The organism is Amycolatopsis sp. NPDC101161 (genome assembly GCF_044768185.1).
In the GTDB taxonomy this organism is placed as follows: domain Bacteria; phylum Actinomycetota; class Actinomycetes; order Mycobacteriales; family Pseudonocardiaceae; genus Amycolatopsis.
The window spans coordinates 392,993-414,108 of the sequence record NZ_JBIWPI010000002.1 but is presented as its reverse complement, the minus strand read 5'-3'; the positions used below and the strand labels follow the sequence as shown (position 1 = coordinate 414,108).

25 protein-coding genes are annotated in these 21,116 nt (G+C 72.7%); 15 read left to right on the top strand and 10 right to left on the bottom strand.

Annotation, left to right across the window (positions count from 1 at the left end; all coding sequences use genetic code 11):
- Positions 1-28 precede the first annotated feature (28 nt).
- Positions 29-493 carry an Lrp/AsnC family transcriptional regulator gene (locus tag ACIRSS_RS13015; protein WP_400894149.1) on the top strand — a complete coding sequence of 155 codons (465 nt, stop codon included), beginning with the start codon at positions 29-31 and terminating at the stop codon, positions 491-493.
- Positions 477-1,001 (top strand): adenylate kinase, encoded by a 525-nt coding sequence (locus ACIRSS_RS13010; RefSeq protein WP_400894147.1) that lies wholly within the window; start codon positions 477-479, stop codon positions 999-1,001. The genes ACIRSS_RS13015 and ACIRSS_RS13010 overlap by 17 nt, the downstream gene beginning before the upstream one ends.
- A 2-nt stretch (positions 1,002-1,003) precedes the next feature.
- On the opposite strand, the gene ACIRSS_RS13005 is transcribed toward ACIRSS_RS13010, so the two are convergent.
- Positions 1,004-1,480 (bottom strand): Lrp/AsnC family transcriptional regulator, encoded by a 477-nt coding sequence (locus tag ACIRSS_RS13005; protein WP_400894145.1) that lies wholly within the window; start codon positions 1,478-1,480, stop codon positions 1,004-1,006.
- Between the two features lie 58 nt (positions 1,481-1,538).
- On the opposite strand from ACIRSS_RS13005, the gene ACIRSS_RS13000 reads away from it, so the two are divergent.
- A complete protein-coding gene (locus ACIRSS_RS13000; RefSeq protein ID WP_400894143.1) occupies positions 1,539-2,657 on the top strand; it encodes a trans-sulfuration enzyme family protein in 1,119 nt (372 codons plus the stop codon).
- On the opposite strand, the gene ACIRSS_RS12995 is transcribed toward ACIRSS_RS13000, so the two are convergent.
- On the bottom strand, positions 2,654-2,866 hold the full coding sequence (locus ACIRSS_RS12995; RefSeq protein WP_400894141.1) for an FmdB family zinc ribbon protein: 213 nt from the start codon (positions 2,864-2,866) through the stop codon (positions 2,654-2,656). The genes ACIRSS_RS13000 and ACIRSS_RS12995 overlap by 4 nt on opposite strands.
- 283 nt (positions 2,867-3,149) lie before the next feature.
- On the opposite strand from ACIRSS_RS12995, the gene ACIRSS_RS12990 reads away from it, so the two are divergent.
- The 3 genes from ACIRSS_RS12990 (at position 3,150) to ACIRSS_RS12980 (ending at position 6,097) form a co-directional block, all read left to right on the top strand.
- Positions 3,150-4,274, top strand: a complete 1,125-nt coding sequence (locus ACIRSS_RS12990; RefSeq protein WP_400894139.1) for an alkaline phosphatase family protein — start codon at positions 3,150-3,152, stop codon at positions 4,272-4,274.
- A 94-nt stretch (positions 4,275-4,368) separates the two neighbouring features.
- A complete protein-coding gene (locus tag ACIRSS_RS12985) occupies positions 4,369-5,469 on the top strand; it encodes an NAD/NADP octopine/nopaline dehydrogenase family protein (RefSeq protein ID WP_400894137.1) in 1,101 nt (366 codons plus the stop codon).
- Positions 5,470-5,791: 322 nt separating this feature from the next.
- Positions 5,792-6,097 (top strand): hypothetical protein, encoded by a 306-nt coding sequence (locus ACIRSS_RS12980; protein ID WP_400894136.1) that lies wholly within the window; start codon positions 5,792-5,794, stop codon positions 6,095-6,097.
- A 30-nt stretch (positions 6,098-6,127) separates the two neighbouring features.
- Here ACIRSS_RS12980 and ACIRSS_RS12975 read toward each other — a convergent pair whose 3' ends face one another.
- A complete protein-coding gene (locus ACIRSS_RS12975; protein ID WP_400894134.1) occupies positions 6,128-6,667 on the bottom strand; it encodes a GNAT family N-acetyltransferase in 540 nt (179 codons plus the stop codon).
- Here ACIRSS_RS12975 and ACIRSS_RS12970 point away from each other — a divergent pair.
- A complete protein-coding gene (locus ACIRSS_RS12970; RefSeq protein WP_400894132.1) occupies positions 6,666-7,427 on the top strand; it encodes an alpha/beta fold hydrolase in 762 nt (253 codons plus the stop codon). The two genes, ACIRSS_RS12975 and ACIRSS_RS12970, sit on opposite strands and share 2 nt — an antisense overlap.
- On the opposite strand, the gene ACIRSS_RS12965 is transcribed toward ACIRSS_RS12970, so the two are convergent.
- Complete coding sequence (locus ACIRSS_RS12965) at positions 7,415-8,227, bottom strand: phosphotransferase (protein ID WP_400894130.1); 813 nt, start codon at positions 8,225-8,227, stop codon at positions 7,415-7,417. The genes ACIRSS_RS12970 and ACIRSS_RS12965 overlap by 13 nt on opposite strands.
- A gap of 136 nt (positions 8,228-8,363) precedes the next feature.
- Between ACIRSS_RS12965 and ctaD the strand changes: the two genes are divergently transcribed.
- The 4 genes from ctaD (at position 8,364) to ACIRSS_RS12945 (ending at position 12,699) form a co-directional block, all read left to right on the top strand.
- Positions 8,364-10,154 carry a cytochrome c oxidase subunit I gene (gene ctaD / locus ACIRSS_RS12960; RefSeq protein ID WP_400894128.1) on the top strand — a complete coding sequence of 597 codons (1,791 nt, stop codon included), beginning with the start codon at positions 8,364-8,366 and terminating at the stop codon, positions 10,152-10,154.
- A 118-nt stretch (positions 10,155-10,272) separates the two neighbouring features.
- Positions 10,273-11,502 (top strand): phosphoserine phosphatase SerB, encoded by a 1,230-nt coding sequence (gene serB, locus ACIRSS_RS12955; protein WP_400894126.1) that lies wholly within the window; start codon positions 10,273-10,275, stop codon positions 11,500-11,502.
- Positions 11,499-12,278 carry a peptidyl-tRNA hydrolase gene (locus ACIRSS_RS12950; protein ID WP_400894124.1) on the top strand — a complete coding sequence of 260 codons (780 nt, stop codon included), beginning with the start codon at positions 11,499-11,501 and terminating at the stop codon, positions 12,276-12,278. The genes serB and ACIRSS_RS12950 overlap by 4 nt, the downstream gene beginning before the upstream one ends.
- 16 nt (positions 12,279-12,294) lie before the next feature.
- Positions 12,295-12,699, top strand: coding sequence for an OsmC family protein (locus ACIRSS_RS12945; protein ID WP_400894122.1), 405 nt, complete (start codon positions 12,295-12,297; stop codon positions 12,697-12,699).
- Here the strand turns inward: ACIRSS_RS12945 and ACIRSS_RS12940 are convergent.
- The 3 genes from ACIRSS_RS12940 to ACIRSS_RS12930 all read right to left on the bottom strand — a co-directional run bounded on the left by ACIRSS_RS12940 (position 12,696) and on the right by ACIRSS_RS12930 (position 15,837).
- Positions 12,696-13,037 carry a hypothetical protein gene (locus ACIRSS_RS12940; protein WP_086672538.1) on the bottom strand — a complete coding sequence of 114 codons (342 nt, stop codon included), beginning with the start codon at positions 13,035-13,037 and terminating at the stop codon, positions 12,696-12,698. The genes ACIRSS_RS12945 and ACIRSS_RS12940 overlap by 4 nt on opposite strands.
- A 59-nt stretch (positions 13,038-13,096) precedes the next feature.
- Positions 13,097-15,145 (bottom strand): ATP-dependent DNA helicase, encoded by a 2,049-nt coding sequence (locus ACIRSS_RS12935; protein ID WP_400894120.1) that lies wholly within the window; start codon positions 15,143-15,145, stop codon positions 13,097-13,099.
- A 104-nt stretch (positions 15,146-15,249) separates the two neighbouring features.
- Positions 15,250-15,837: a biotin transporter BioY gene (locus ACIRSS_RS12930; RefSeq protein WP_364452688.1), complete on the bottom strand. Its 588-nt coding sequence runs from the start codon at positions 15,835-15,837 to the stop codon at positions 15,250-15,252.
- Positions 15,838-16,051: 214 nt separating this feature from the next.
- Here ACIRSS_RS12930 and ACIRSS_RS12925 point away from each other — a divergent pair, with 214 nt between their 5' ends.
- Positions 16,052-16,669: a choice-of-anchor P family protein gene (locus ACIRSS_RS12925; protein ID WP_400897438.1), complete on the top strand. Its 618-nt coding sequence runs from the start codon at positions 16,052-16,054 to the stop codon at positions 16,667-16,669.
- On the opposite strand, the gene ACIRSS_RS12920 is transcribed toward ACIRSS_RS12925, so the two are convergent.
- Genes ACIRSS_RS12920 through ACIRSS_RS12910 form a run of 3 tightly spaced genes read right to left on the bottom strand, consistent with a single transcriptional unit; the run spans position 16,670 to position 19,196 of the window.
- On the bottom strand, positions 16,670-17,314 hold the full coding sequence (locus ACIRSS_RS12920; RefSeq protein ID WP_400894118.1) for a bifunctional 4-hydroxy-2-oxoglutarate aldolase/2-dehydro-3-deoxy-phosphogluconate aldolase: 645 nt from the start codon (positions 17,312-17,314) through the stop codon (positions 16,670-16,672).
- Positions 17,311-17,880 carry an isochorismatase family protein gene (locus ACIRSS_RS12915; protein WP_400894116.1) on the bottom strand — a complete coding sequence of 190 codons (570 nt, stop codon included), beginning with the start codon at positions 17,878-17,880 and terminating at the stop codon, positions 17,311-17,313. The genes ACIRSS_RS12920 and ACIRSS_RS12915 overlap by 4 nt, the downstream gene beginning before the upstream one ends.
- A gap of 14 nt (positions 17,881-17,894) precedes the next feature.
- A complete protein-coding gene (locus tag ACIRSS_RS12910) occupies positions 17,895-19,196 on the bottom strand; it encodes a nicotinate phosphoribosyltransferase (protein ID WP_400894114.1) in 1,302 nt (433 codons plus the stop codon).
- Positions 19,197-19,270: 74 nt separating this feature from the next.
- Here ACIRSS_RS12910 and clpS point away from each other — a divergent pair, with 74 nt between their 5' ends.
- From clpS to ACIRSS_RS12895, 3 genes are read left to right on the top strand one after another with little or no spacing between them, the layout of a single operon-like run.
- Positions 19,271-19,570 carry an ATP-dependent Clp protease adapter ClpS gene (clpS, locus tag ACIRSS_RS12905; RefSeq protein ID WP_400894112.1) on the top strand — a complete coding sequence of 100 codons (300 nt, stop codon included), beginning with the start codon at positions 19,271-19,273 and terminating at the stop codon, positions 19,568-19,570.
- Positions 19,567-20,124, top strand: a complete 558-nt coding sequence (locus ACIRSS_RS12900; RefSeq protein WP_372664175.1) for a DUF2017 domain-containing protein — start codon at positions 19,567-19,569, stop codon at positions 20,122-20,124. Before clpS ends, ACIRSS_RS12900 begins: the two co-directional genes overlap by 4 nt.
- Positions 20,121-21,101 carry a P1 family peptidase gene (locus ACIRSS_RS12895; protein ID WP_400894110.1) on the top strand — a complete coding sequence of 327 codons (981 nt, stop codon included), beginning with the start codon at positions 20,121-20,123 and terminating at the stop codon, positions 21,099-21,101. Before ACIRSS_RS12900 ends, ACIRSS_RS12895 begins: the two co-directional genes overlap by 4 nt.
- Positions 21,102-21,116 lie beyond the last annotated feature (15 nt).

Below are 21,116 nucleotides of genomic sequence, written 5' to 3'. Positions count from 1 at the left end.
GCCGTGGATCTCGCGGTATATTCGCCGAATGACCGAGAGTCTGGACCCGACGGACTGGGCCATCCTGGTCGAGCTCCAGCAGGACGCCCGGCTGCCCCTCACCGAGCTCGGCCGCCGCGTCAACCTCAGCGCGTCGGCCACCACCGAACGGCTCCGCCGCCTCGAGTCGGCGGGCGTGATCACCGGCTACCGCGCCGACATCGACCTCGGCAAGGTCGGCTACCCGGTGCTCGCCGTCGTCCGGCTCAAGTACCCCGGCAGCCGGCACGAGGCACTGCACAAGCTGCTCGGCGAGCGCTTCGAGGTCCTCGAATGCCTGCGCACCACCGGCGACGACTGCTACACGCTCAAGGTCGCCGCGGCCTCGATGGCCCACCTCGAGCGCACGATGGACGAGCTGGCCCAGTTCGGCAGCACGACCACGAGCATCGTCTACAGCCAGACCCTGCCCTACCGCGGACCGCGGGAGCCCGCCCGTGACCTCGAAGCCTGAGCGCATAGTCGTCTACGGCGTCACCGGCTCGGGCAAGTCGACGCTCGCGGCCCGGATCGCCGAGCGCGCCGGCCTGCCCTACGTCTCGGCCGACGACCTCACCTGGGAGCCGGGCTGGGTCGCGGTCCCGGACGACGAGCAGCGCCGCCGCATCGCCGAGGTGTGCGCGGGGGAGCGCTGGGTCCTCGACGCCGCGTACGGCAGGTGGAGGGACGTCGTCCTGCCCCGCACGCAGCTGATCGTCGGCCTCGACTACCCGCGCTGGCTCTCCCTGGGCCGGCTGGTGCGCCGGACCGCCGTGCGCTCGGTGACCCGCGAGCGGATCTGCAACGGCAACGTCGAGTCGTTCCGCCAGATGTTCTCCGCCGACTCGATCATCCGCTGGCACTTCAGGTCGTTCGCGCGGAAGCGGGCGACCATCCGGGATTGGGCGGCGTCGTCGCCGGGCCCCGCGGTCGTCCGGCTGACCTCGCCGCGCGAGACCCGCCGCTGGCTCTCGACGCTCTGACGTCAGGCGCCCGGCGGCAGCAGCGGGCCGCCGCTCCAGTGCTGGAAGACGAGGTTCGTGTGCACGCGGGCGACCTCGTCCCGCGCGGTCAGCTCGTCGAGGACCAGGCGCTGCAGCTCGCCGGCGGAGCTGGTCGCGACGTGCGCGAGGAAGTCGTCCGGCCCGGTCAGGTGGTAGACCGCGCGGACCTCGGGCAGCGACAGCAGGTGCTCGACGAACGGGTCGACCAGCGGCCGCCGGTGCGGGCGGACCTGGACGAACAGGAACGCCTCCAGCGGACGGCCCAGCTTCGCCGCGTCGACCGACGCGTGCTGCCCGGTGATCACGCCGGTGTCGCGGAGCCGGCCGACGCGGTCCAGGCACGTCGACGGCGCGATGCCGACCGCCGCCGCGAGGTCCTTGTTGGTGATCCGGGCATCGTTCTGGAGGAGGCGCAGAATCTCGAGGTCGACCGGACTCAGTTCGACGGAATCGGGCATCGGCGAATGATATCCGAGAGTGTTGCCCCGGATCCGGCGAAAGCTCGACGATGCTGGCATGACCTCCTCGCTGCGCACCCGCGCCGTCCACGCCGGCCGTGACGACCTCACGGACCTCGGCGTGCACGCCGCTCCGCTGGACCTGTCCACGACGTACCCGTCCCGCGACAGTGCCGCCGAAGCCGCCCGGATCGACGCCTTCGCCGCCGGCGCCGAGCTCGACGGGCCGCCGATCTACGGCCGGGTGGGCAACCCGACCGTCGAGCGGTTCGAGCGGGCCCTCGCCGAGCTCGAGGGCTTCGAGCACGGCGTCGCGTTCGCCAGTGGCATGGCCGCCGTCTCGGCCTGCCTGCTTTCCGCGGTGGCGCAAGGGAAACGGCACGTCGTCGCGGTGCGTCCGCTGTACGGCTGCAGCGACCACCTGCTCGAGTCCGGGCTGCTCGGCACCGAGGTCACCTGGGCGGCGCCCGAGGAGGTCGCCGCCGCGCTGCGGCCCGACACCGGGCTGGTGTTCGTCGAGACGCCGGCGAACCCGACCCTCGCCGAGGCCGACATCGCCGCGCTGGCGCTGGCTTGCGGAGATGTGCCCCTGTTGGTGGACAACACGTTCGCGACCCCGGTGCTCCAGCGCCCGGGCCGCCACGGGGCGCGGATCGTGCTGCACAGCGCGACGAAGTTCCTCGGCGGCCACGGCGACGTGATGGGCGGGATCGTCGCGTGTGACGCCGCGGAAGCCGCCCGGCTGCGGCAGATCCGCTTCGCCACCGGCGGCGTGCTGCACCCGCTCGCCGGATACCTGTTGCTGCGCGGGCTTTCCACGCTGCCGGTGCGCGTCAACGCGGCGTCGGCCACCGCGGCGACGCTGGCCGCGCGGCTCGGCGACCACCCCGCGGTGACCGCCGTCCACTACCCGCGGATCGGCGGGCCGCTGGTGGCGTTCGAGGTCGACGGCGACCCGCACGCCCTGATCGGCGCGGTCCGGCTGATCACGCCGGCCGTGAGCCTGGGCAGCGTCGACACGCTGATCCAGCACCCGGGGTCGATCAGCCACCGCATCGTCGACGAGGGCGACCGGCACGACGCCGGCGTGTCCGACCAGCTGATCCGGCTTTCCGCCGGGCTGGAGGACGTCGAGGATCTCTGGGCCGATCTGGAGCAGGCGCTGAAGGCGCTCTAGCCGCAGCAGCCGCCGCCACAGCAGCCCCCGCCGCCACCGGCCGGGACCGCGGGTCCGCTCGCGGCCCCGGTGAGCGCGACGGTGGTGAGCAGCTTGACGGTGTCGGCGTGGCCCTCCGGACAGGCCGCCGGCGCGCCGGATTCGCTCATCGGGCGCAGGAGCTCGAAGGTCTCGGTGCACTCGCGGCAGCGGTAGGCGTAGGTCGGCATGCCGCGATTATCGGCGGAAACGCCTTGCCAGGACAGCCCGGGTCTTCGCGGTGGCTCGCGAGAGTGCTTGGTTGGGGCGCTCGGGGCTCGGCCACTCAGGCCGCGGCATCGCCGGGGGCCTGCGCACCGGGCCGAGGGGGCGGCGGTGGCTGCCGGGACTCGTCCGATCGGGGCTGCGGATTGCCGGGCGGCGGGCGGCCAGGGCTTCGGCCTTGACGAGGGCTTCTGTAACCGCTCGTGCTACCGCTCGGCCGCCCGGACCTGCCAGTGGGAAGCTGGGCGCGTGCAGCCGCCTTCGCTTGCCGATGTTCCGCACCTCGGCCAGGTCGTCCCGTCCCTGCTCGCCGCTCTCGGGGTGCCCGGCTGCGGGAACACCCTCGCCGTGCCGGAGGCGCGCAGCGCCGCGGTGCTGCTCGTCGATGGGCTCGGCCAGGAGCTGCTCGCCGCGCACGCCGCCGACGCGCCCGTGCTGACCGAGCTCGCCCGGGAGTCGCTGCGCGTGGGCTTCCCGTCCACGACCGCCGCGGGCGTGGCCGCGATCGGCACCGGGCTCGCGTCCGGTGAGCACGGCATGGTCGGCTACACCTTCGAGATGCCCGGCACCGGCGTGCTCAACGCGTTGCGCTGGTGCAGCCACGAAGACGGCAGTGACCTGCGGGGCGCCCTCCCGCCCCGCGAGGTGCAGCCGCTGCAGACGACGTTCGAGCGGGCCGCCGCCGCGGGCGTCGACGCGGCCGTCGTGTCGTCCGCCAAGTTCCGCGACACGGCCCTGACCCTGGCCACCCAAAGCGGCGCGCAGTACGCCGGCGTGCACGCGCTGGGCGACCTCGCCGCGCGGACGTTGTCCGTGCTGGACGGGCGCGCGTTCTGCTACGCCTACCACAGCGAACTCGACCTGCTCGGCCACGTCTACGGCCCCGGCTCGGCCGCGTGGCGGATGCAGCTGCGGCAGATCGACCGGCTCGTCGAGTCCCTTGTGGACGGTCTGCCGCCCGGCGCGCTGCTGGCGGTGGTGGCCGACCACGGGATGGTGACCGTCGACGACAAGCTCGACCTCGAAGACGTCCCGGAACTCCTGGAAGGCGTCCGGACGTTCGGGGGCGAGGTGCGCGCCCGGCACGTCTACACCGAGCCGGGTGCGGCCGCGGATGTCCTCGCGGCCTGGCGCGAGGTGCTGGGCGAACGGGCGTGGGTGCGCTCGCGGGAAGAGGCCGTCGCCGAAGGGTGGTTCGGCCACACCGTCAGCGACCGGGTGCTGCCGCGCATCGGCGACGTCGTCGCGGCGGCCCGCGACCGGTTCGGGATGGTGCGGGGGCTCGCCGAAGCCGTCGAGACGTCGCTGATCGGGCAGCACGGGTCGCTGACCACCGCCGAACAGCTGGTTCCGCTCGCCCTCGCCCAGGGCTGACGCGTCCGGTTTCCGGGACCGTGCGCCCGCGGGAACTTTCCCGGGCGGGGCCCCGACCTGTCCACTGCGTACCCGAGTGACGGGAGTGGGCGGAATGGGCGGGCTGAACGGGATCGGGGTCGTCGGAGCCGGTGGCGAGGGAAGGGCCGTCGCGGCGTACCTCGCTTCGCGGGGGCTGGCGGTGCACCTGTGCACGCGGGACCTCGGCGCGGTGGCGGCGATCGCGCGCCGGCGGGAGATCACCGCGAGCGGGGTGCTCGACGGGCGGTTCCCGCTGCGCGAGGTGACCGACGACCCCGCCGCGCTGGCCGGGCGGGCCGTGGTGCTGGTCGCCACCGTGACCACCGCCTACCCGGAGGTCGCCGTCCGGCTCGCGCCGCACCTGCGTGCCGGACAAGTGGTGGTGCTGTTCTCCGGCAAGCTTTGCGGGAGCGTCGAATTCGCGCACGCGCTCGCCGCCGCCGGGGTACCGGACGTCGACGTCGTCGAGACGGACGCGCTGTTCGCCGCGCGGCCGTCCGGCACCGATGGCGTGACGGTGCTGGGCGCCAAGGGCTGGAACCTGATCTCGGGCGGCACGCCGGCCGCCGTCGGACGGCACGCCGGGCTGCTGCGGGAGTGGTTCCCGATGCTGGAGGTCGCGTGCAACCCCGTCGAACGCGGGCTGCACGACTTCGGCGCGGTGGCGCACGTGCCGATCGCGCTCGCCAACCTCGGCACCATCGACCGCGCGGAGGAGCTGCTCTTCTACGTCGACGGCGTTTCGGCGCGGACGGTCGCCCTGCTGGAGCGGACCGAGGCGGAGTTCGCGCTGGTCGCGCGGGCTTACGGCGCGCGGCTGCTGCCGATGACCGAGGTGCTCGACCGGTACTACGGGTGCCCGGCCACGACGCTGCTGGACGCGCTGCGGACGGTGGAGCCGTACCGGACGATCGCCGCGCCGACCAGCCTCGACCACCGGTTCCTGACCGAGGACATCCGCTCGACGCTGGTGCCGCTGCAGGCGCTCGCGCGGTGCGCCGGGGTGGCGACGCCGATGGTGGACGCGGCGATCACGATCATGTCCGTGCTCGGCGGGGAGGACTTCGGGCGGACCGGGCGGACGCTGGCTCGGCTCGGCTGGGACGGGCTGGGGCACGAGGGGATCGTGCGCCGGTTGGGGGCTGGGCGGGTGGTGGCGGGCCGGGCGGCTTGAGACCTCGCGGGGGCTTCCGGCCGACTGGAGGGACGCTGGCCCGGCTGGGCTGGGGCACGAGGGGATCGTGCGCCGGTTGGGGGCGGGGCGGGTGGTGGCGGGCCGGGCGGCTTGAGACTCGCGTGGTGGGGATGCCGGGCCGGTGGCCGGGATTGCGGTGGGGATTCCGGTGGTCTGGAGCTGCGCGGGCCTCGGCGGCCAGTGCTTTTGCCCGGCGCTGTAGGGGTTTCGCCCGGCGCGCTGCCTCCGGCCGGTGGCCTGGTGAACCGGCACCGCGCGGGCCTGGGCGGCTCGCTTCGGCCCTCGCCGTTACCGTGGGCGCGTGCCTCGACGGAACCGTCCCGGCCGCCGCGCGGACGGTGGGCCGCCCGAACGTGAGCTTGGTGCCGCCACCGGGTGGGCGCGTGCCGAGTCCGGGAGCGATGGGGACTGGCTCGTGCGGACCGTCCCCGGCTCGCAGGCCGGCAAGACCTACCGGTGCCCCGGGTGCGACCACGAGATCCGGCCCGGCACGCCGCACCTCGTCGTCTGGCCCGCCGACGACACCGGCTCCGTCGCCGACCGGCGGCACTGGCACCGGGCCTGCTGGGACGCCCGGGCCCGGCGCCGGCCGAACCGCCGCCGCTGAACGCTCTGGAGTTGTCAAACACCGCCCGGCTCAGCGCCGGTAGTGGCGCGAGTACGCGCCGTCGTACATCTCCTCCGTGTACTCGGTGAAGCCGAGCCGCTCCGCCACCCGCAGCGACGGCTTGTTCTCGACGCTGACGCTCGCCAGCACCGGCAGCGACGGCAGGTCGCGGGCACACCACTCCAGGACCGCCAGCCCGGCCTCCACCGCGTACCCCTTGCCCCACGCCGACGGCCGGAACCGGTAGCCGAGGTTCAGCACCTGCTCGCCGTGGAACTCCCGCAGCCGCACCCCGCACATGCCGAGCACCTCGGTGCCCCCGCGTTCGAGCACCGCGGGGTAGCCGAAGCCGTGCTCGGCCCAGTGCGCCAGCCACTCCGAGAACATCGCCGACGCGCGCGGGACGTCGGGCGGGTCGGGGTGGAAGCGGTTGGTGCGCGGGTCGGTGTGGATGTCGACCATCGCCTGCCGGTCCGCCTCGTGGAGCGGACGCAGCAGCAGCCGGTCGGTTTCGATGTCGGTGAACACATCGGCGAAGCTAGCGCGGGGGTCCGACAAAATGGCCCGCATGACCGAACTGCCGCTGGTCCTCCTCCACGCCTTCCCCCTGGACGCCCGCATGTGGAACGCGGTGCGCGAGCCCCTCGCTTCACACCTTCGGGTGATCACGCCGGACCAGCGCGGGCTCGGCCGCTCGCCGCTGCCGGAGTCCGATCGCGAGCCGAGCCTCGAGGACGCCGCGCGCGACGTCGTCGCCCTGCTCGACCGCCTGGACCTGGACCGCGTCGTGCTCGGCGGCTGCTCGATGGGCGGCTACCTCGCGATGGCCGTGCTGCGGCTGGCGCCCGAGCGGGTCGGCGGGCTCGTGCTCATCGACACCAAGGCGACGCCCGACACGCCCGAAGCCGCGCAAAGCCGGCTGGCCGTCGCGAAGCGCGTCGACGACGAAGGCACCGGGGGCTGGCTGGCCGACGCCAACCTGCCGAACCTGCTGGCCGAATCGACCCGCGAAGAGCGGCCTGACGTCGTCGCGACCGTCCGGGAGATCATCGAATCGCAGCCGCCGGCCGGGATCTCGTGGACGGCGCTCGCGCTGCGGACGCGGCCGGATTCCCTGGACCTGCTGCGCGATTCGGGAGTCCCCGCGCTGGTCATCGTCGGCGAAGAGGACCCGATCACCCCGGTGGCGGCGGCCAGCGCCATGGTCGAGGTGCTGGACGGCGCGACGCTCGTGGTGCTCCCGGGCGCCGGTCACCTGACCCCGCTGGAGGACCCGGCGGGCGTGGTCGAGGCGATCCTGTCCTGGTACCCGGCGACTCACGAGAAGTAGGCGGAAAGCGCCGCGCGGGCTTCGGGCAGCCGGTCGGGGAACCGCTGAGCGATCACGAAGCGCCATACGACCGAGTACAGCTCTCGCAGCCGCGTGAAGTGGCGAAGGGCGTCTTCGTCGACGGAAGCCGGGTACGCGGCGAGGTACTCCGGGCCGCCCTGCCGCGCGAGGATCCCCAGGTCCCAGGCCAGCGGCCCGCGCCAGGTGTCCTCGAAGTCCAGCCAGCACGGGCCGGCGGGAGTGGCGATCAGGTTGCCCGGGTGCGCGTCGCCGTGCAGGGGTTGCACGGCGACGTCCGGCGGCCTCGCGGCGAGCCGGGCCGCCTCGGCGCGCAGGCGGGGGTCCAGGTCGTGCCGGTCGAAGACGCGCTCGAGGTCGTCCAGTGGGCCGCGCCGGGGCAGTTCGCCGGGGTACTCGCGCAGGGCCGCGTGCACCTCGGCGAGCGAGCGCGCGACGACGTCCGGTGCGTACCGGTGGTCCGGATCGTGCGGGGTGTGGTGCCAGAGCGTGACCGGCAGGCCCTCGGCGAAATGGGGCCCGGCCGGGGGATCCGCGGCCGGTGAGACGACGAGCACACCACGGTCGGTGAGGAACCGGGAGAGCGCGACGTCCCGTTCCTGCCAGGCCGGACCGGGCCGCGCCAGGCGGGTGGTCCCGGGCACCCGCGCGACCAGCGGACCCAGCCTCACCAGCACGTTCGAGCGCTCGTGGAGCACCTCGGGCTCGTGCGCGCGCAGGCCGAGCCGGGAGGTCACCGTCAGTGCCACGCGAACCGCGGTGCGCGTGTAGTCGTCGGCCACGGCCCGATCTTGCCAGCCGGTGCGCGCGACTGTCGGTAGCGAGGGCTACGATCCCCTTGACCGCCGGAACCGGGCCCCGCCCGCGTCCCGGCGGCCGGACGATGACCACCACAAGGTTTCAGTGTTGGAGGCAGGAGTGACGGCCGTAGCCCCCAAGCCGATCGCGACGCGCCCGTATCCCGCGCGCGAGTCGGTCAAGGGTTCGTACCTGCTGCGGTTGTTCCGCACGACGGACCACAAGCAGATCGGGATCATGTACCTGGTCACGTCGTTCGCCTTCTTCATGGCGGGCGGCGCGATGGCCATGCTCATCCGCACCGAGCTGGCGCGGCCGGGGCAGCAGTTCCTGTCCCAGGAGCAGTACAACCAGCTGTTCACCATGCACGGCACGGTGATGCTGCTGCTGTACGCGACCCCGATCCTCTTCGGCTTCGCGAACTTCGTGCTGCCGCTGCAGATCGGCTCGCCGGACGTCGCGTTCCCGCGGCTGAACGCGTTCTCGTACTGGCTGTACCTCTTCGGCGGCCTGATCGTGCTGTCGGGCTTCCTGACGCCGGGTGGCGCCGCCGACTTCGGCTGGTTCGCCTACACCCCGCTCTCGGACGCGATCCACTCGCCGGGCGTCGGCGCGGACCTGTGGATCTCCGGCCTGGTGGTCTCCGGTCTCGGCACCATCCTCGGCGCGGTCAACATGGTCACCACCGTGGTCTGCCTGCGCGCGCCCGGCATGACGATGTACCGGATGCCGATCTTCACCTGGAACATCCTGGTGACGTCGATCCTGATCCTGCTCGCCTTCCCGATCCTGACCGCGGCCCTGATGGGCCTGCTGGCGGACCGGCACCTCGGGGCGCACGTGTTCGACCCCGAAAACGGCGGCGTGATCCTCTGGCAGCACCTGTTCTGGTTCTTCGGCCATCCCGAGGTCTACATCGTCGCGCTACCGTTCTTCGGGATCGTGTCGGAGATCTTCCCGGTCTTCAGCCGCAAGCCGCTGTTCGGCTACAAGAGCCTGGTCTGGGCGACGCTGGCGATCGCGGCCCTGTCGGTCGCGGTGTGGGCGCACCACATGTACGCCACCGGCGCCGTGCTGCTGCCGTTCTTCTCCTTCATGACGTTCCTGATCGCCGTCCCGACCGGCATCAAGTTCTTCAACTGGATCGGCACGATGTGGAAGGGCCAGCTGTCCTTCGAGACGCCGATGATCTTCTCGATGGGCTTCATCGTCACGTTCCTCTTCGGCGGCCTGACCGGCATCATGCTGGCCGCGCCGGCGATCGACTTCCACGTGTCGGACAGCTACTTCGTCGTCGCGCACTTCCACTACGTGCTCTACGGCACGATCGTGTTCGCCACCTTCGCCGGCATCTACTTCTGGTTCCCGAAGATCACCGGCCGGATGATGGACGAGAAGCTCGGCAAGTGGCACTTCTGGACCACGTTCATCGGCTTCCACGGCACGTTCCTCGTCCAGCACTGGCTGGGTGCCGAGGGCATGCCGCGCCGGTACGCGGACTACCTGACCAGTGACGGCTTCACCACGCTGAACACGATCTCGACGATCGGCGCGTACATCCTCGGTGCCTCGACGCTCCCGTTCATCTGGAACGTCTTCAAGAGCTACCGGTACGGCGAGATCGTCACGGTGGACGACCCGTGGGGCTACGGCAACTCGCTCGAATGGGCGACGTCGTGCCCGCCGCCGCGGCACAACTTCACCGAGCTGCCCCGGATCCGCTCCGAGCGGCCCGCGTTCGAGCTGCACTACCCGCACATGATCGAGCGCATCCACAACGAGGGCGAGATCGGCTTCTTCGGGAAGCAGAAGGTCAACAGCCACGCGGCGCCGTCGCAGGTGCTCACTGAGGCGGTGATCCCGGGTGACCACTCCCAGGACAACGCCAGCGAGCAAGGCGACGACAAGTAACACCCTGAACGAGTGAGAGCGCGTGCCCGGCTTTTGTGAAGCCGGGCACGCGCTCTACTTATGTCCGAGCCCGGACCGGCAGACTGATCGTGCAGCGTTGCCGAACGAGGGATGACCAGTGACCCAGACCCCCGTCCTGATCACGACGACCGGCCCCGACAAGCCGGGTGTCTCGTCCGTGCTGTTCGCCGTGCTGACCCGCCACGACGTCGACGTGCTCGACGTCGAACAGGTCGTCATCCGCGGGCAGCTCGTGCTCGGCGTGCTCGCCGGCGTGTACCGCGACCCCGAGGGCCTGCAGGAGTCCGTCGAGCAGGCGATGGCGTCCGTCGGGATGCAGGTCGAGGTCAAGATCGGCTCGGCGATCGGGGACGACCCGTTCGCGCTCGGCCGCCGCGACTCCACCCACGTGCTGGTCGTGCTCGGGCGGCCGGTCACCGCGCGGGGCTTCTCGGAGGTCGCGCGGCGGCTGGCGTCGCTCGGCGCCAACATCGACGCGATCCGCAGCGTCGCCGACTACCCCGTGACCGGGCTGGAGCTGTACGTCTCGGTCGACCGGGACACCCCCGAGGCCGACGCCGCGCTGCGCTCGGAACTGGCCGACGCGGCCGTCGAAGTCGGGGTCGACATCGCCGTCGAACGGGCCGGGATCACGCGCCGGGCCAAGCGGCTGGTCGTCTTCGACGTCGACTCGACGCTCATCCAGGGCGAGGTCATCGAGATGCTGGGCGCGCACGCCGGCGTCGAACCGGAGATCCGCGAGATCACCGAAGCCGCCATGCGCGGCGAGCTCAACTTCACCGAATCGCTGGAACGCCGGGTCGCGCTGCTGGAAGGCCTGCCGGCCTCGGCGATCGACGAGGTCGCCGCGTCCATCGAGCTGACCCCGGGCGCCCGCACGACGATCCGCACGCTCAAGCGGATGGGGTTCAAGACCGGGGTGGTGTCCGGCGGGTTCACGCAGGTCATCGGCGGTCTGGTGGAAGAGCTGGGCCTGGACTTCGCGGCGGCGAACGAGCTCGAGATCGTCGACGGCAAGCTGACCGGCAAGGTCGTCGGCGAGGTCGTCGACCGCGCGGGCAAGGCGAAGGTGCTTCGCCGCTTCGCCGGTGAGTACGACATCCCGCTCGAGCAGTGCGTCGCGGTCGGCGACGGCGCCAACGACATCGACATGCTTTCGGCGGCCGGTATGGGCGTCGCGTTCAACGCCAAGCCCGCGCTGCGCGAGGTGGCCGACACCGCGCTGTCGCACCCGTACCTCGACGCCGTGCTCTTCGTGCTCGGCCTCACCCGCGGCGAGGTCGAGGCGGCCGACGCCGCCGACGGGCTCGAGCTGATGCGTCCGTGAGCAGCGTTCTCGACCCCCTGGCCGCCCGCTACGCCTACTGGCTGGGGCTTCCGGCCGAAGACACTTCGGACACCTCGGACGAGCTCCCGGAGGAAGTCCGGGCGATGCCGGTCATCCTGCGCATCGAACGCGCCGAGCCGCCGGGCCGCACGCCGCTGCTGGAGGCCGCCGCGGCCGCCGCGCTGGCGGTCTGCCTCGACGAGCGCTCGGAGCCCGGCGGCGAGTGGGCCGAGCCGATGCACGCCTGGCTCGACAACCGGATCCGCAAGGTCGCGCGGCGGGCGCGGGGCGCGCACTGGGCGGCCGTCCAGGACCTGCCGGGCATCACCGTCGAGATCGACGGCGCCGAGGCGCGGGCGCTGGTGCCGGGCCTGGTCGCCGAGGCGCCCAAGGAGGTCTCGCGGCTGCAGATCTCGGGCAGCGAACTGCCGCCGGACGAGCCGGGCCCGATCCCCGGCGGCGTCCCGCTGCTCCTGCTCAACCCGCACGCGCCGATGACCGTCGGCAAGGCCGCCGCACAGGTCGGGCACGCCACGATGATCCTCGCCGCGCTGCTGGACGACGAGCAGCGCGCGGCCTGGGCCGCGCGGGGCTACCGGACCGCGGTGCGGGCGGCGAGCGTCGCGCGGTGGAAGGAACTGCACCCCGGCGACGACCCCGAGGGCGCGTGGCGGCGCGACCGCGTCGTCGCCGTGCGGGACGCCGGGTTCACCGAGGTCGACCCGGGCACCATCACGGTTCTCGCGCAGTGGGAGCCGGAACAAGGGGCATCCTGAGCCGGTTGGAGCGGGCATGGGACTGGAAGTACAGCGCGACGGACAGCACGCGTTCACCGGCCGCAACGACCGCGGCGCGGAGGTCCGGCTCGGCCGGGCGGGCGCGGAAGGGGCGTTCTCGCCCGCCGAACTGCTGCAGATCGCGGCCGCGGGCTGCAGCGCGGTGACGGCCGAAGAGCTGATCACGCGGCGGGTCGGCGAAGACGCGAAGTTCCGGGTGACCGTGAGCGCCGATCGCCGCGAAGGCGCTTCGGAGCTGGACGCCGTGCACGTCGCGTTCGATGTCGACGTGTCGACTTTGGCGGCGGATCAGCGGGAAGCGCTGGCCGGTGCCGTGGACCGCGCGATCGAGCGGCTCTGCACGGTGAGCCGGACGCTCAAGAAGGGGATCCCGGTGACGGAGGAGTTCCCGACCGCCTAGTTCTCGCTGGATTCCCAGACGACGTAGGCCTGGTCGGCGTCGGTCGTCATGGCCTCGATGAACTTCTCGTTGTCGAAGCCCGGCAAGGCCTGCAGGCGCTCGATCAGCGCGTCCGCCGCCGGGTCACCGCTCGGGACCGCGGTGCCCTTGCCGTCGGTGCCCACCAGCATGAAGAAGACGTCTTCGTTCCAGGGGCCGTCGGGGATCACGCGGACCATCACCGACGACAGACCGGCCCACGTGACAGCCTCTTCGCTGCCGTCCGCGAGCCGCCGCCGCACGCCGGTGTCGTCGACGCTGACGGTCCGGGACTGGGCGCTGGACGAATCCTGGGTCAACCGGTGCTCCCTTTATTGCTTCGGTTGCTTCACCGTACCGGGCGGTGTTGTGGACCGCGTCACGCGGGCGCGGCTGCGTCCAGCCGGCGCAGGGCGTCGCGCGCCACCTTCGGGTCCATCGTCGGCCAGAACGGCGGCAGCGAAGCACGGAGGAATCCGCCGTAGCGGGCGTTCGCCAGCCGCGAATCCAGCACCGCGACCACCCCGCGGTCGGTGACCGACCGGTGCAGCCGCCCGGTGCCCTGCGCGAGCAGCAGCGCCGCGTGCGTGGCCGCCACGGTCAGGAACCCGTTGCCGCCGCGGGCTTCCACCGCGCGCTGGCGCGCCGAGGACACCGGGTCGTCCGGCCGCGGGAACGGGATCCGGTCGACCACCACCAGTTGCAGCGACGGCCCGGGCACGTCCACGCCCTGCCACAGGCTCAACGTGCCGAACAAGCACGTGCGGACGTCCTCGGAGAACTTCTGGACCAGCAGCGAAGTCGCGTCTTCGCCCTGGCAGAGGATCGGGAAGTCGAGCCGCTCGCGCATCTCCTCGGCCGCCTGCTTGGCCGCCCGCATCGAGGAGAACAGCCCGAGCGTGCGGCCGCCCGCGGCCTCGATCAGCTCGGCCAGTTCGTCCATTGTGGACGACGCGAGGCCGTCACGGCCCGGCGGCGGCAGGTGCTTGGCCAGGTAGAGGATGCCGTTGCGCTTGTGGTCGAACGGCGAGCCGACGTCCAGGCCGGTCCACTTCGGGCCTGAGTCGTCCGACGGCACTTCCTTGTCCGTCGCGGCTCCCGGCGCCTTTTCGACGCGGGCGGCGCCCGGCGGGAGGCCCCACTGGCGCGCCATGGTGTCGAACGTGCCGCCCAGCGTCAGCGTCGCCGACGTCAGGATCGTCGTGTGCTGGTTGAAGACGCGCTCGCGCAGCAGACCCGCGACGCCGAGCGGCGCCACCTTCAGCGCCGGCGGCCGCGGGTTCGCGGAGTACTTGTCGCCGGAGAGCCAGACGACGTCGCGCTGGTGCGCCTGGTCGTCGTCGAACGCCTCCAGCAGCCGGACCGCGGTGTCGTGCACCTCGTCGAGCAGCGAGCGCGCCAGCTTGCGCGCGGTGGCGCCCTCGACGTCTTCCTTGCGGTCCGAGCCCAGCGCCGTGATGCACGCGTGCGCGGCGTCGCGGACCGCCGGGATCGCGCCCTTCAGCGGCCGCGGCAGCTCGTCCATCCGGCCCGCGGGCAGGTCGTCGACGATCAGCGCCAGCCCGTCACCCGCCTCCAGCAGGCCGTCGGCGACGTCGGCGTCGATCAGCTTGCCGCAGCGGCGCGCGGCCGACGCGCACATCGCGCTGGTCAGCTCGCCGGTGGCGACCGAGGTGACGCGGTCGACGAGGTCGTGCGCCTCGTCGATGATCACGACGTCGTGGTCCGGCAGGACCTGGTAGCCCTGCAGGGCGTCGATCGCCAGCAGCGCGTGGTTGGTGACGATGATGTCGGCGCGGCCGGCCTCGGCACGCGCCTTCTCGGCGAAGCAGTCCGTGCCGATCGGACAGCGCGAAGCGCCGAGACATTCCTTCGCCGTCACCGACACCTGGCGCCACGCCTGGTCGGTGACGCCGGGGACGAGCTCGTCGCGGTCGCCGGTTTCGGTGTCGGACGCCCACTCCCGCAGCCGCGTGACCTCCTTGCCCAGCCGCGACACCGCGAACGGGTCGAAGAGCTGGGCGTCCTCCGGCTCGTCCGGCGCGCCGGAGTCCAGGCGGTGCAGGCACATGTAGTTGCGGCGGCCCTTGAGGATCGCGAAGGTCGGTTCGCGGCCCAGCGGCTTCTTCAACGCCTTCGCCAGCCGGGGGAGGTCGCGGTCGACGAGCTGGCGCTGCAGCGCGATCGTCGCCGTCGAGACGACGACGGTGGCTTCCTTCTCGACGGCGTGGCGGATCGCGGGGACGAGGTAGGCCAAGGACTTGCCGGTGCCGGTGCCCGCCTGCACGGCCAGGTGCTCGCCGGTGCGGATGGCGCGGCCGACGGCGTCCGCCATCTCGACCTGCCCTGGGCGTTCGGCACCGCCCACGGACTCCACCGCGTGGGTGAGGAGTTCGAGGACGCCGGGGAAATCGGTTCGGGCGGGCACAGCGACACACATTAGCCGCCGGGGCCGACAGGATCGGTGATCCGTCGCGAACGGGCCACTCGCGCCGCCGGGGACCTCCCGCGTGGCAGGTCCCCGGCGAGCGGTCAGTCTTCGGTGCGGCCCGAGACCAGCTTCCAGGTCAGCGGCAGCAGACCCGCGGCGACGACGATCTTGATCGCGTCCCCGACGAGGAACGGCGTCACGCCCTTGGCGAACGCGGTGGACAGGTCGAACCCAGTCGACGCCATCAGCCACGGCACACCGAAGGCGTAGATCACGAGGTTGCCGAGCACCATCGTGCCCGCGGTGCGCACCGGCGTCCGGTCGCCGCCGCGGCCGGCCAGGGCGCCCACGAGCGCGCCGGCGAAGACGAACCCGACGATGTAGCCGGCGCTCGCGCCGGACAGGCCCGCGGTGCCGTGCTGGAACCACGGCACGCCCACGGCGCCGACGAGCAGGTACACGAGCATCGACGCGGCACCGCGCGACATGCCGAGCGACGCGCCGACGAGCAGCGCGGCGAACGTCTGGCCGGTCATCGGCACCGGGCTGCCCGGCACCGGGATCGTCAGCTGCGCGGCGGCGCCGGTGAGCACGGCACCGCCGGCGACCAGCGCGATGTCCCGGACGAGCGAACCGGGCACGAGGTCGGCCAGCACGGGCCGCTTGGCGGCGAAGGACAGCGAAGACACAAAACCTCCCAGGGTGGGACACAGGCGACGATCGAGGTTAACGCTCGTTACCCCGGGAAAAGACCCCTGAGTTGCGTTCCTCACCGGCCACCCGTCCGGGTGGACCCGATCAGGGGCGGCGGCCGGCCTGCCGATCACGAAGTGGGTAACTACGAACTGTCACGCGAACCGTGGAGGCCGGCGCATGCGAACCGCCAGGAAGAGGACATTCCGGTTGCTGGCGGTGACGACGCTGGCCGCTCCGCTCCTGGTCGCCGCGGCGCCGGTCACGTCCACCGGATGGGCGTCTTCCGGCTCGCTGGACGTGACCATCGACAACGAGCACGTCGTCACGGGTGACCTGGCGAAATGCACCGCCGACGGCCCCTACGCCGCCCGGACTCCCGGGGGCGAGACCGGTGAGATCGCGGTGTTCGGCACCGGTGAGAGCGGCTGCGGCCGCTCGGACGCGGTGTCGATCGCGCAGGCGTCCGGGCACCGCTTCGAGGCCACGGTGCTCAAGCGCTACGGCGGCCCGGCGCTGTCGGTGCGCACGTACTCGGTGAAGTGCGCGACGACGGCCACGGGCAGCCAGGGCGAGGTCTCGATCGGCGCGGTCGAGGGGATCACCGTGCCCGCGCAGATCCCGCCGAACGACCGGATCGTCATCCCGGGCGGCCCCGCGGGCACGGCGCTGGCCACGGTGATCCTCAACGAGACGGTGACGCCCCAGCCGCCGGACGGCAGCCTGGTGACGCACGCGGTGCACATCGAGCTGTTCCCGCAGGGCGGCCCGGCGAGCGGCGACATCTACCTGGGCACGGCCGCCTGCGACCCGTTCGGGAAGAAGTAGCTAGGCGGTCGTGAAGCGGGCCGCCGCCGCGACGAACTCGCCCGCCCGGGCCGCCAGGTCCGGCAGGCTGCCGCTCGGCGACAGCGCGTCGCCCAGCAACGGTGTCGCCGCGGCGACCGCGATCGCGCCCGCCCGCAGGTAGCCCTCGACGTCGGCCAGGTGGACGCCGCCCGTCGGGACCAGCGGCACGTCCGGCAGCGGGGCGCGGACCGCGCGCAGGTAGGCGATCCCGCCGACCGCCGCGACCGGGAACACCTTCACCGCGGCCGCGCCGAGGCGCCACGCCTGGTCGATCTCGGTCGGCGTCAGCGCGCCGCAGACCACCGGCGTGTCCAGCTCGGCCGCGCGCTCCAGCACCGCCGGGTTGACCGTCGGCGTGATCAGGTACGCCGCGCCCGCGTCGACCGCGATGTCCACATCGGACGGTTCGCGGACGCTGCCCGCGCCGATCAGCGCGTCGTCGCCGAGCGCCAGGCGCAACGCGGTGATGGCCGCGGGCGCGCCCGGCGTCGTCAGCGTCGCTTCGAGCAGGCGGACGCCCGCCGCGTGCAGCACCATCGCCGCGTCGGCGAAGCGCGACGCGTCGGCGGCGCGCAGGATCGCGACGAGCCGGTGTTCCGCCAGCAGTGCCTGCAGGTCCTTCACGCGACGTGCGCCCTTCCGGTGTGCGTGACGCCGGCTTCGTCGAAGTCCCGCAGGGTGCTGTCGACCGAAGCGCGCGCGATCCCGGCCGTGTGGTCGAGCAGCACCCGCACGCCGAACCCGGCCCGGGCCGCGTCCAGCGCCGTCGCCCGCACGCAGTAGTCGGTGGCGATGCCGACGACGTCGACGTCGGTCACGTCGTGCTCGCGCAGCCACGTTTCGAGGGACTTGCCGTCCCGGGACGCGCCTTCGAAGCCCGAGTAGGCCGCGCTGTACTCGCCCTTCGAGAACACCTCGCCGATCGGGACGACGTCGAGCGCCGGGTGGAACGACGCGCCGGGCGTGCCGGCCACGCAGTGCGGCGGCCAGCTCTCCTCGAAGTCCGGCGTCGCGCTGAAGTGGGTGCCCGGGTCGATGTGGTAGTCGCGGGTGGCCACCACGTGCGAGTAACCGCCGGTCGTGCTCAGCGCGGAGATCGTCTCCGCGGCCGCCGCGCCGCCGGCGACGGCCAGCGAACCCCCTTCGCAGAAGTCGTTCTGCACGTCCACCACGATCAGCGCGGTCCCCATGGGTCGGTCTCCGTTCAGAGAAACAGCGTCGGGATAGCGGGCTCGCCGTGCGAGAGCTTGAGGCCCTCCCACGGCAGGCTGACCAGGCCGCGGCGCAGCCGCTGCCTCGCGTCGTCGAGCGTAGGCAGGTCCGCCTCCGCGCGGCCGCCGCGGATCAGGGGAATCTGCAGCGGGCGGTCGTTCGCGTCCGGCTCCGGAGCCTTCCCGGACGTCGTCCAGACGACCTCTTCGACCGCCGTGCCGGTGCCGCGGTGGCGCCGCAGCGCGGACTTGCGCCCGCCCCGGGACTCCTTGTGGGCACTGCGCTTGGCGACCGGCTTGCCGTCCACCTCGACCAGCTTGTAGACCATCCCGGCGGTCGGCGCGCCGGACCCGGTGACCACCGACGTCCCGACGCCGTACGCGTCCACGGGCTCCGCGCGCAGCGCCGCGATGGCGTGCTCGTCGAGGTCACCGGACACGACGATCCGGGTGTCCTTGGCGCCGAGGGAGTCCAGCTGCTCGCGGGCGCGGCGGGCGAGCGGGCCGACGTCGCCCGAGTCGATCCGGATCGCGCCGAGCTCCGGCCCGGCCACGCGGACCGCGGTCTCGATGCCGGCGGTGATGTCGTAGGTGTCGACGAGCAGCGTCGTGTCCGGGCCCATCTTCTCGACCTGCGCGCGGAACGCGGCCTCTTCGCTGTCGTGCAGCAGCATGAACGCGTGCGCGACGGTGCCGCGGGTCGGGATGCCGTAGCGGCGTCCGGCTTCGAGGTTGGACGTGGTCGCGAAGCCGGCCAGGTAGGCGGCGCGCGCGGCCGCGACGGCGGCGTACTCGTGCGTGCGGCGCCCGCCCATCTCGATGATCGGGCGGCCGTGCGCGGCGCCGGACATCCGGGCCGCGGCCGACGCGATGGCGCTGTCGTGGTTGAGGATCGACAGGACCAGCGTCTCCAGCAGCACGCACTCGGCGAACGAGCCGGCGACGGTGAGCAGGGGCGAGCCCGGGAAGTACAGCTCGCCCTCGGGGTAGCCGTCGATGTCGCCCGAGAACTCGTAGTCGGCGAGCCACGCCAGCGTCGCCTCGTCGACGACCGCGGTCGCTTCCAGCTGCGCCAGTTCGGCGTCGGTGAAGCGGAAGTCCGCGATCGCGTCGAGAGCGCGGGCGGTGCCGGCGACGACACCGTAGCGGCGCCCGTCCGGTAGTCGCCGGGCGAACACCTCGAACACGCAGGGCCGCGCGTGCGTCCCGTCGGCGAGCGCGCTGCCCAGCATGGTCAGCTCGTAGTGGTCGGTGAGCAGCGCAGTGCTGGCCGTGGCCGGCTCCGGTGAACCCATGGGGTAAGCCTATTCACCCACATGGCCGGACCTGGCGCGGCGTACCCCGTGCGCCCCGTGACACCATGGGGTGCATGTCCACGCCTGTCGCTTCCGAACAGACGCAGGTCGAGCCGGTCGGGGCCGAGGTCGCCGAGTCGGACACCCCCTGGCGGACCGTGGTCTGGAACGACCCGGTGAACCTCATGTCGTACGTGACGTACGTCTTCCAGAAGCTGTTCGGCTACAGCCGCGACCACGCCACCAAGCTGATGCTGGACGTGCACCACAAGGGCAAGGCGATCGTGTCGTCCGGCAGCAAGGAAAAGGTGGAGGTGGACGTGGCGAAACTCCACGCGGCGGGCCTGTGGGCCACCATGGAGCAGCCCTCGTGAACGGTTGGCGGCGCAAGGGCGCGGTGATCCACGCGGGCTTCGAGCAGCAGGAGGCCGCCGTGCTGCGCGGGCTGGTCAGCCAGCTCGAGGACATGCTGACCGCGCGCGCCGAAGAGGCGCCGCAGGACGAGCTCGCCGAGCTGACGGGTATCCGCACCGGGCCCACCGAGTCCCCGGACGACCCGGTGCTCTCGCGGCTGCTCCCGGACTTCCACAAGCTCGACCCGGACAACCCCTCGCGGGAGGACATCGACTCGGCCGCGGCGATGCGCTCGCTGCACGAGCCGGAGCTGCTGGACGTCAAGGTGGGTGTCGCGAAGATCGTGCTCGACACGCTGCCGCGCGACGGCGGCCACGTCCGGCTGACCGAGGAGCAGGCCGACGCGTGGCTGGGCGCGCTCAACGACGTCCGGCTGGCGCTGGGCACCGCGCTCGACGTCACCGAAGACATGCCCGACGAGCTGCCCGAGGACGACCCGCGGGCGCCGCACCTGGGCGTCTACCACTGGCTGACCTGGGTGCAGGAGACGCTGATCCAGGCGCTGACCGGATGATCACCGACGTCCCGGGTGTCCTCGTCGGGCACCACGAGCGGATCGGCGACGGCTGGGCGACCGGGACGACGGTGGTCCTGGTCCCGGACGGCGCGGTCGGCGCCGTCGACCAGCGCGGCGGCGCACCCGGTACGCGGGAGACCAACCTGCTGGAGCCGGAGAACCTGGTGCAGCGGGTCAACGCGGTGTGCCTCTCCGGCGGTTCCGCGTACGGCCTCGCGGCGGCGGACGGCGTGATGAAGTGGCTTTCCGAGCGCAACCTGGGCTTTCCGGTGGGCGCGCAGCCGCACGAAGTCGTGCCGATCGTGCCCGCGGCCGTGCTGTTCGACCTGCCGCGCAGCGAATGGGGAAACCGGCCCGACGCGTCCTTCGGGTACGCGGCGTGCGAAGCGGCTTCGGGCTCTTTCACGCTGGGCACGGTCGGCGCCGGTGCCGGCGCGGCCGTCGGGTCGTTGAAGGGCGGGATCGGCTCGGCCAGCGAGGTCGTCGGCGAGTACACGGTCGGCGCGCTGGCGGCGGTCAACGCGGCCGGCGAGGCCGTGGACCTGACGACCGGCCGGGCGTATGCGGCCGACCACGGCGACTTCGGCGTGACGTGGCCTTCGCGACCGGCTGACCTGCCGTCCCGGCGGACCGACCTGAACACGACGATCGGCGTGGTCGCGGTGGACGCGGCGTTGTCGAAGGCCGAAGCGCGGCGGCTGGCGGTGGCGGCCCAGGACGGCTTGGCGCGCGCGGTGCGCCCGGCGCACTCGATGTTCGACGGCGACACGGTGTTCGCGCTGGCCACGGGCGCACGCGAGCTGCCGGACGCGAGCGGCCCGTTCGGCTTGGCGGCGCGCCCGGCGGCGTTGGACACGCTGTGCGCGGCGGCGGCGCGGGTGTTCGCGCGGGCGATGGTGCACGGCCTGCTGGCGGCGACCACCGCGGGCGGGGTGCCGGCGTACCGGGACGTCTGGCCGGAGGCGTTCGCGTAACGGCCGCCGGTGACG

What these genes read in the sequence shown, in the direction of transcription:
- ACIRSS_RS12910 (WP_400894114.1), bottom strand. Translation starts at nt 19,196, where the DNA reads ATGGGTTCACCGGAGCCGGCCACGGCCAGCACTGCGCTGCTCACCGAC.
- clpS (WP_400894112.1), top strand. Translation starts at nt 19,271, where the DNA reads ATGTCCACGCCTGTCGCTTCCGAACAGACGCAGGTCGAGCCGGTCGGG.
- ACIRSS_RS12985 (WP_400894137.1), top strand. Translation starts at nt 4,369, where the DNA reads ATGGGCGGGCTGAACGGGATCGGGGTCGTCGGAGCCGGTGGCGAGGGA.
- ACIRSS_RS12970 (WP_400894132.1), top strand. Translation starts at nt 6,666, where the DNA reads ATGACCGAACTGCCGCTGGTCCTCCTCCACGCCTTCCCCCTGGACGCC.
- ACIRSS_RS12915 (WP_400894116.1), bottom strand. Translation starts at nt 17,880, where the DNA reads ATGGGGACCGCGCTGATCGTGGTGGACGTGCAGAACGACTTCTGCGAA.
- ACIRSS_RS12975 (WP_400894134.1), bottom strand. Translation starts at nt 6,667, where the DNA reads ATGCGGGCCATTTTGTCGGACCCCCGCGCTAGCTTCGCCGATGTGTTC.
- ACIRSS_RS12945 (WP_400894122.1), top strand. Translation starts at nt 12,295, where the DNA reads ATGGGACTGGAAGTACAGCGCGACGGACAGCACGCGTTCACCGGCCGC.
- ACIRSS_RS13005 (WP_400894145.1), bottom strand. Translation starts at nt 1,480, where the DNA reads ATGCCCGATTCCGTCGAACTGAGTCCGGTCGACCTCGAGATTCTGCGC.
- ACIRSS_RS13000 (WP_400894143.1), top strand. Translation starts at nt 1,539, where the DNA reads ATGACCTCCTCGCTGCGCACCCGCGCCGTCCACGCCGGCCGTGACGAC.
- ACIRSS_RS12895 (WP_400894110.1), top strand. Translation starts at nt 20,121, where the DNA reads ATGATCACCGACGTCCCGGGTGTCCTCGTCGGGCACCACGAGCGGATC.
- ACIRSS_RS12995 (WP_400894141.1), bottom strand. Translation starts at nt 2,866, where the DNA reads ATGCCGACCTACGCCTACCGCTGCCGCGAGTGCACCGAGACCTTCGAG.
- ACIRSS_RS13015 (WP_400894149.1), top strand. Translation starts at nt 29, where the DNA reads ATGACCGAGAGTCTGGACCCGACGGACTGGGCCATCCTGGTCGAGCTC.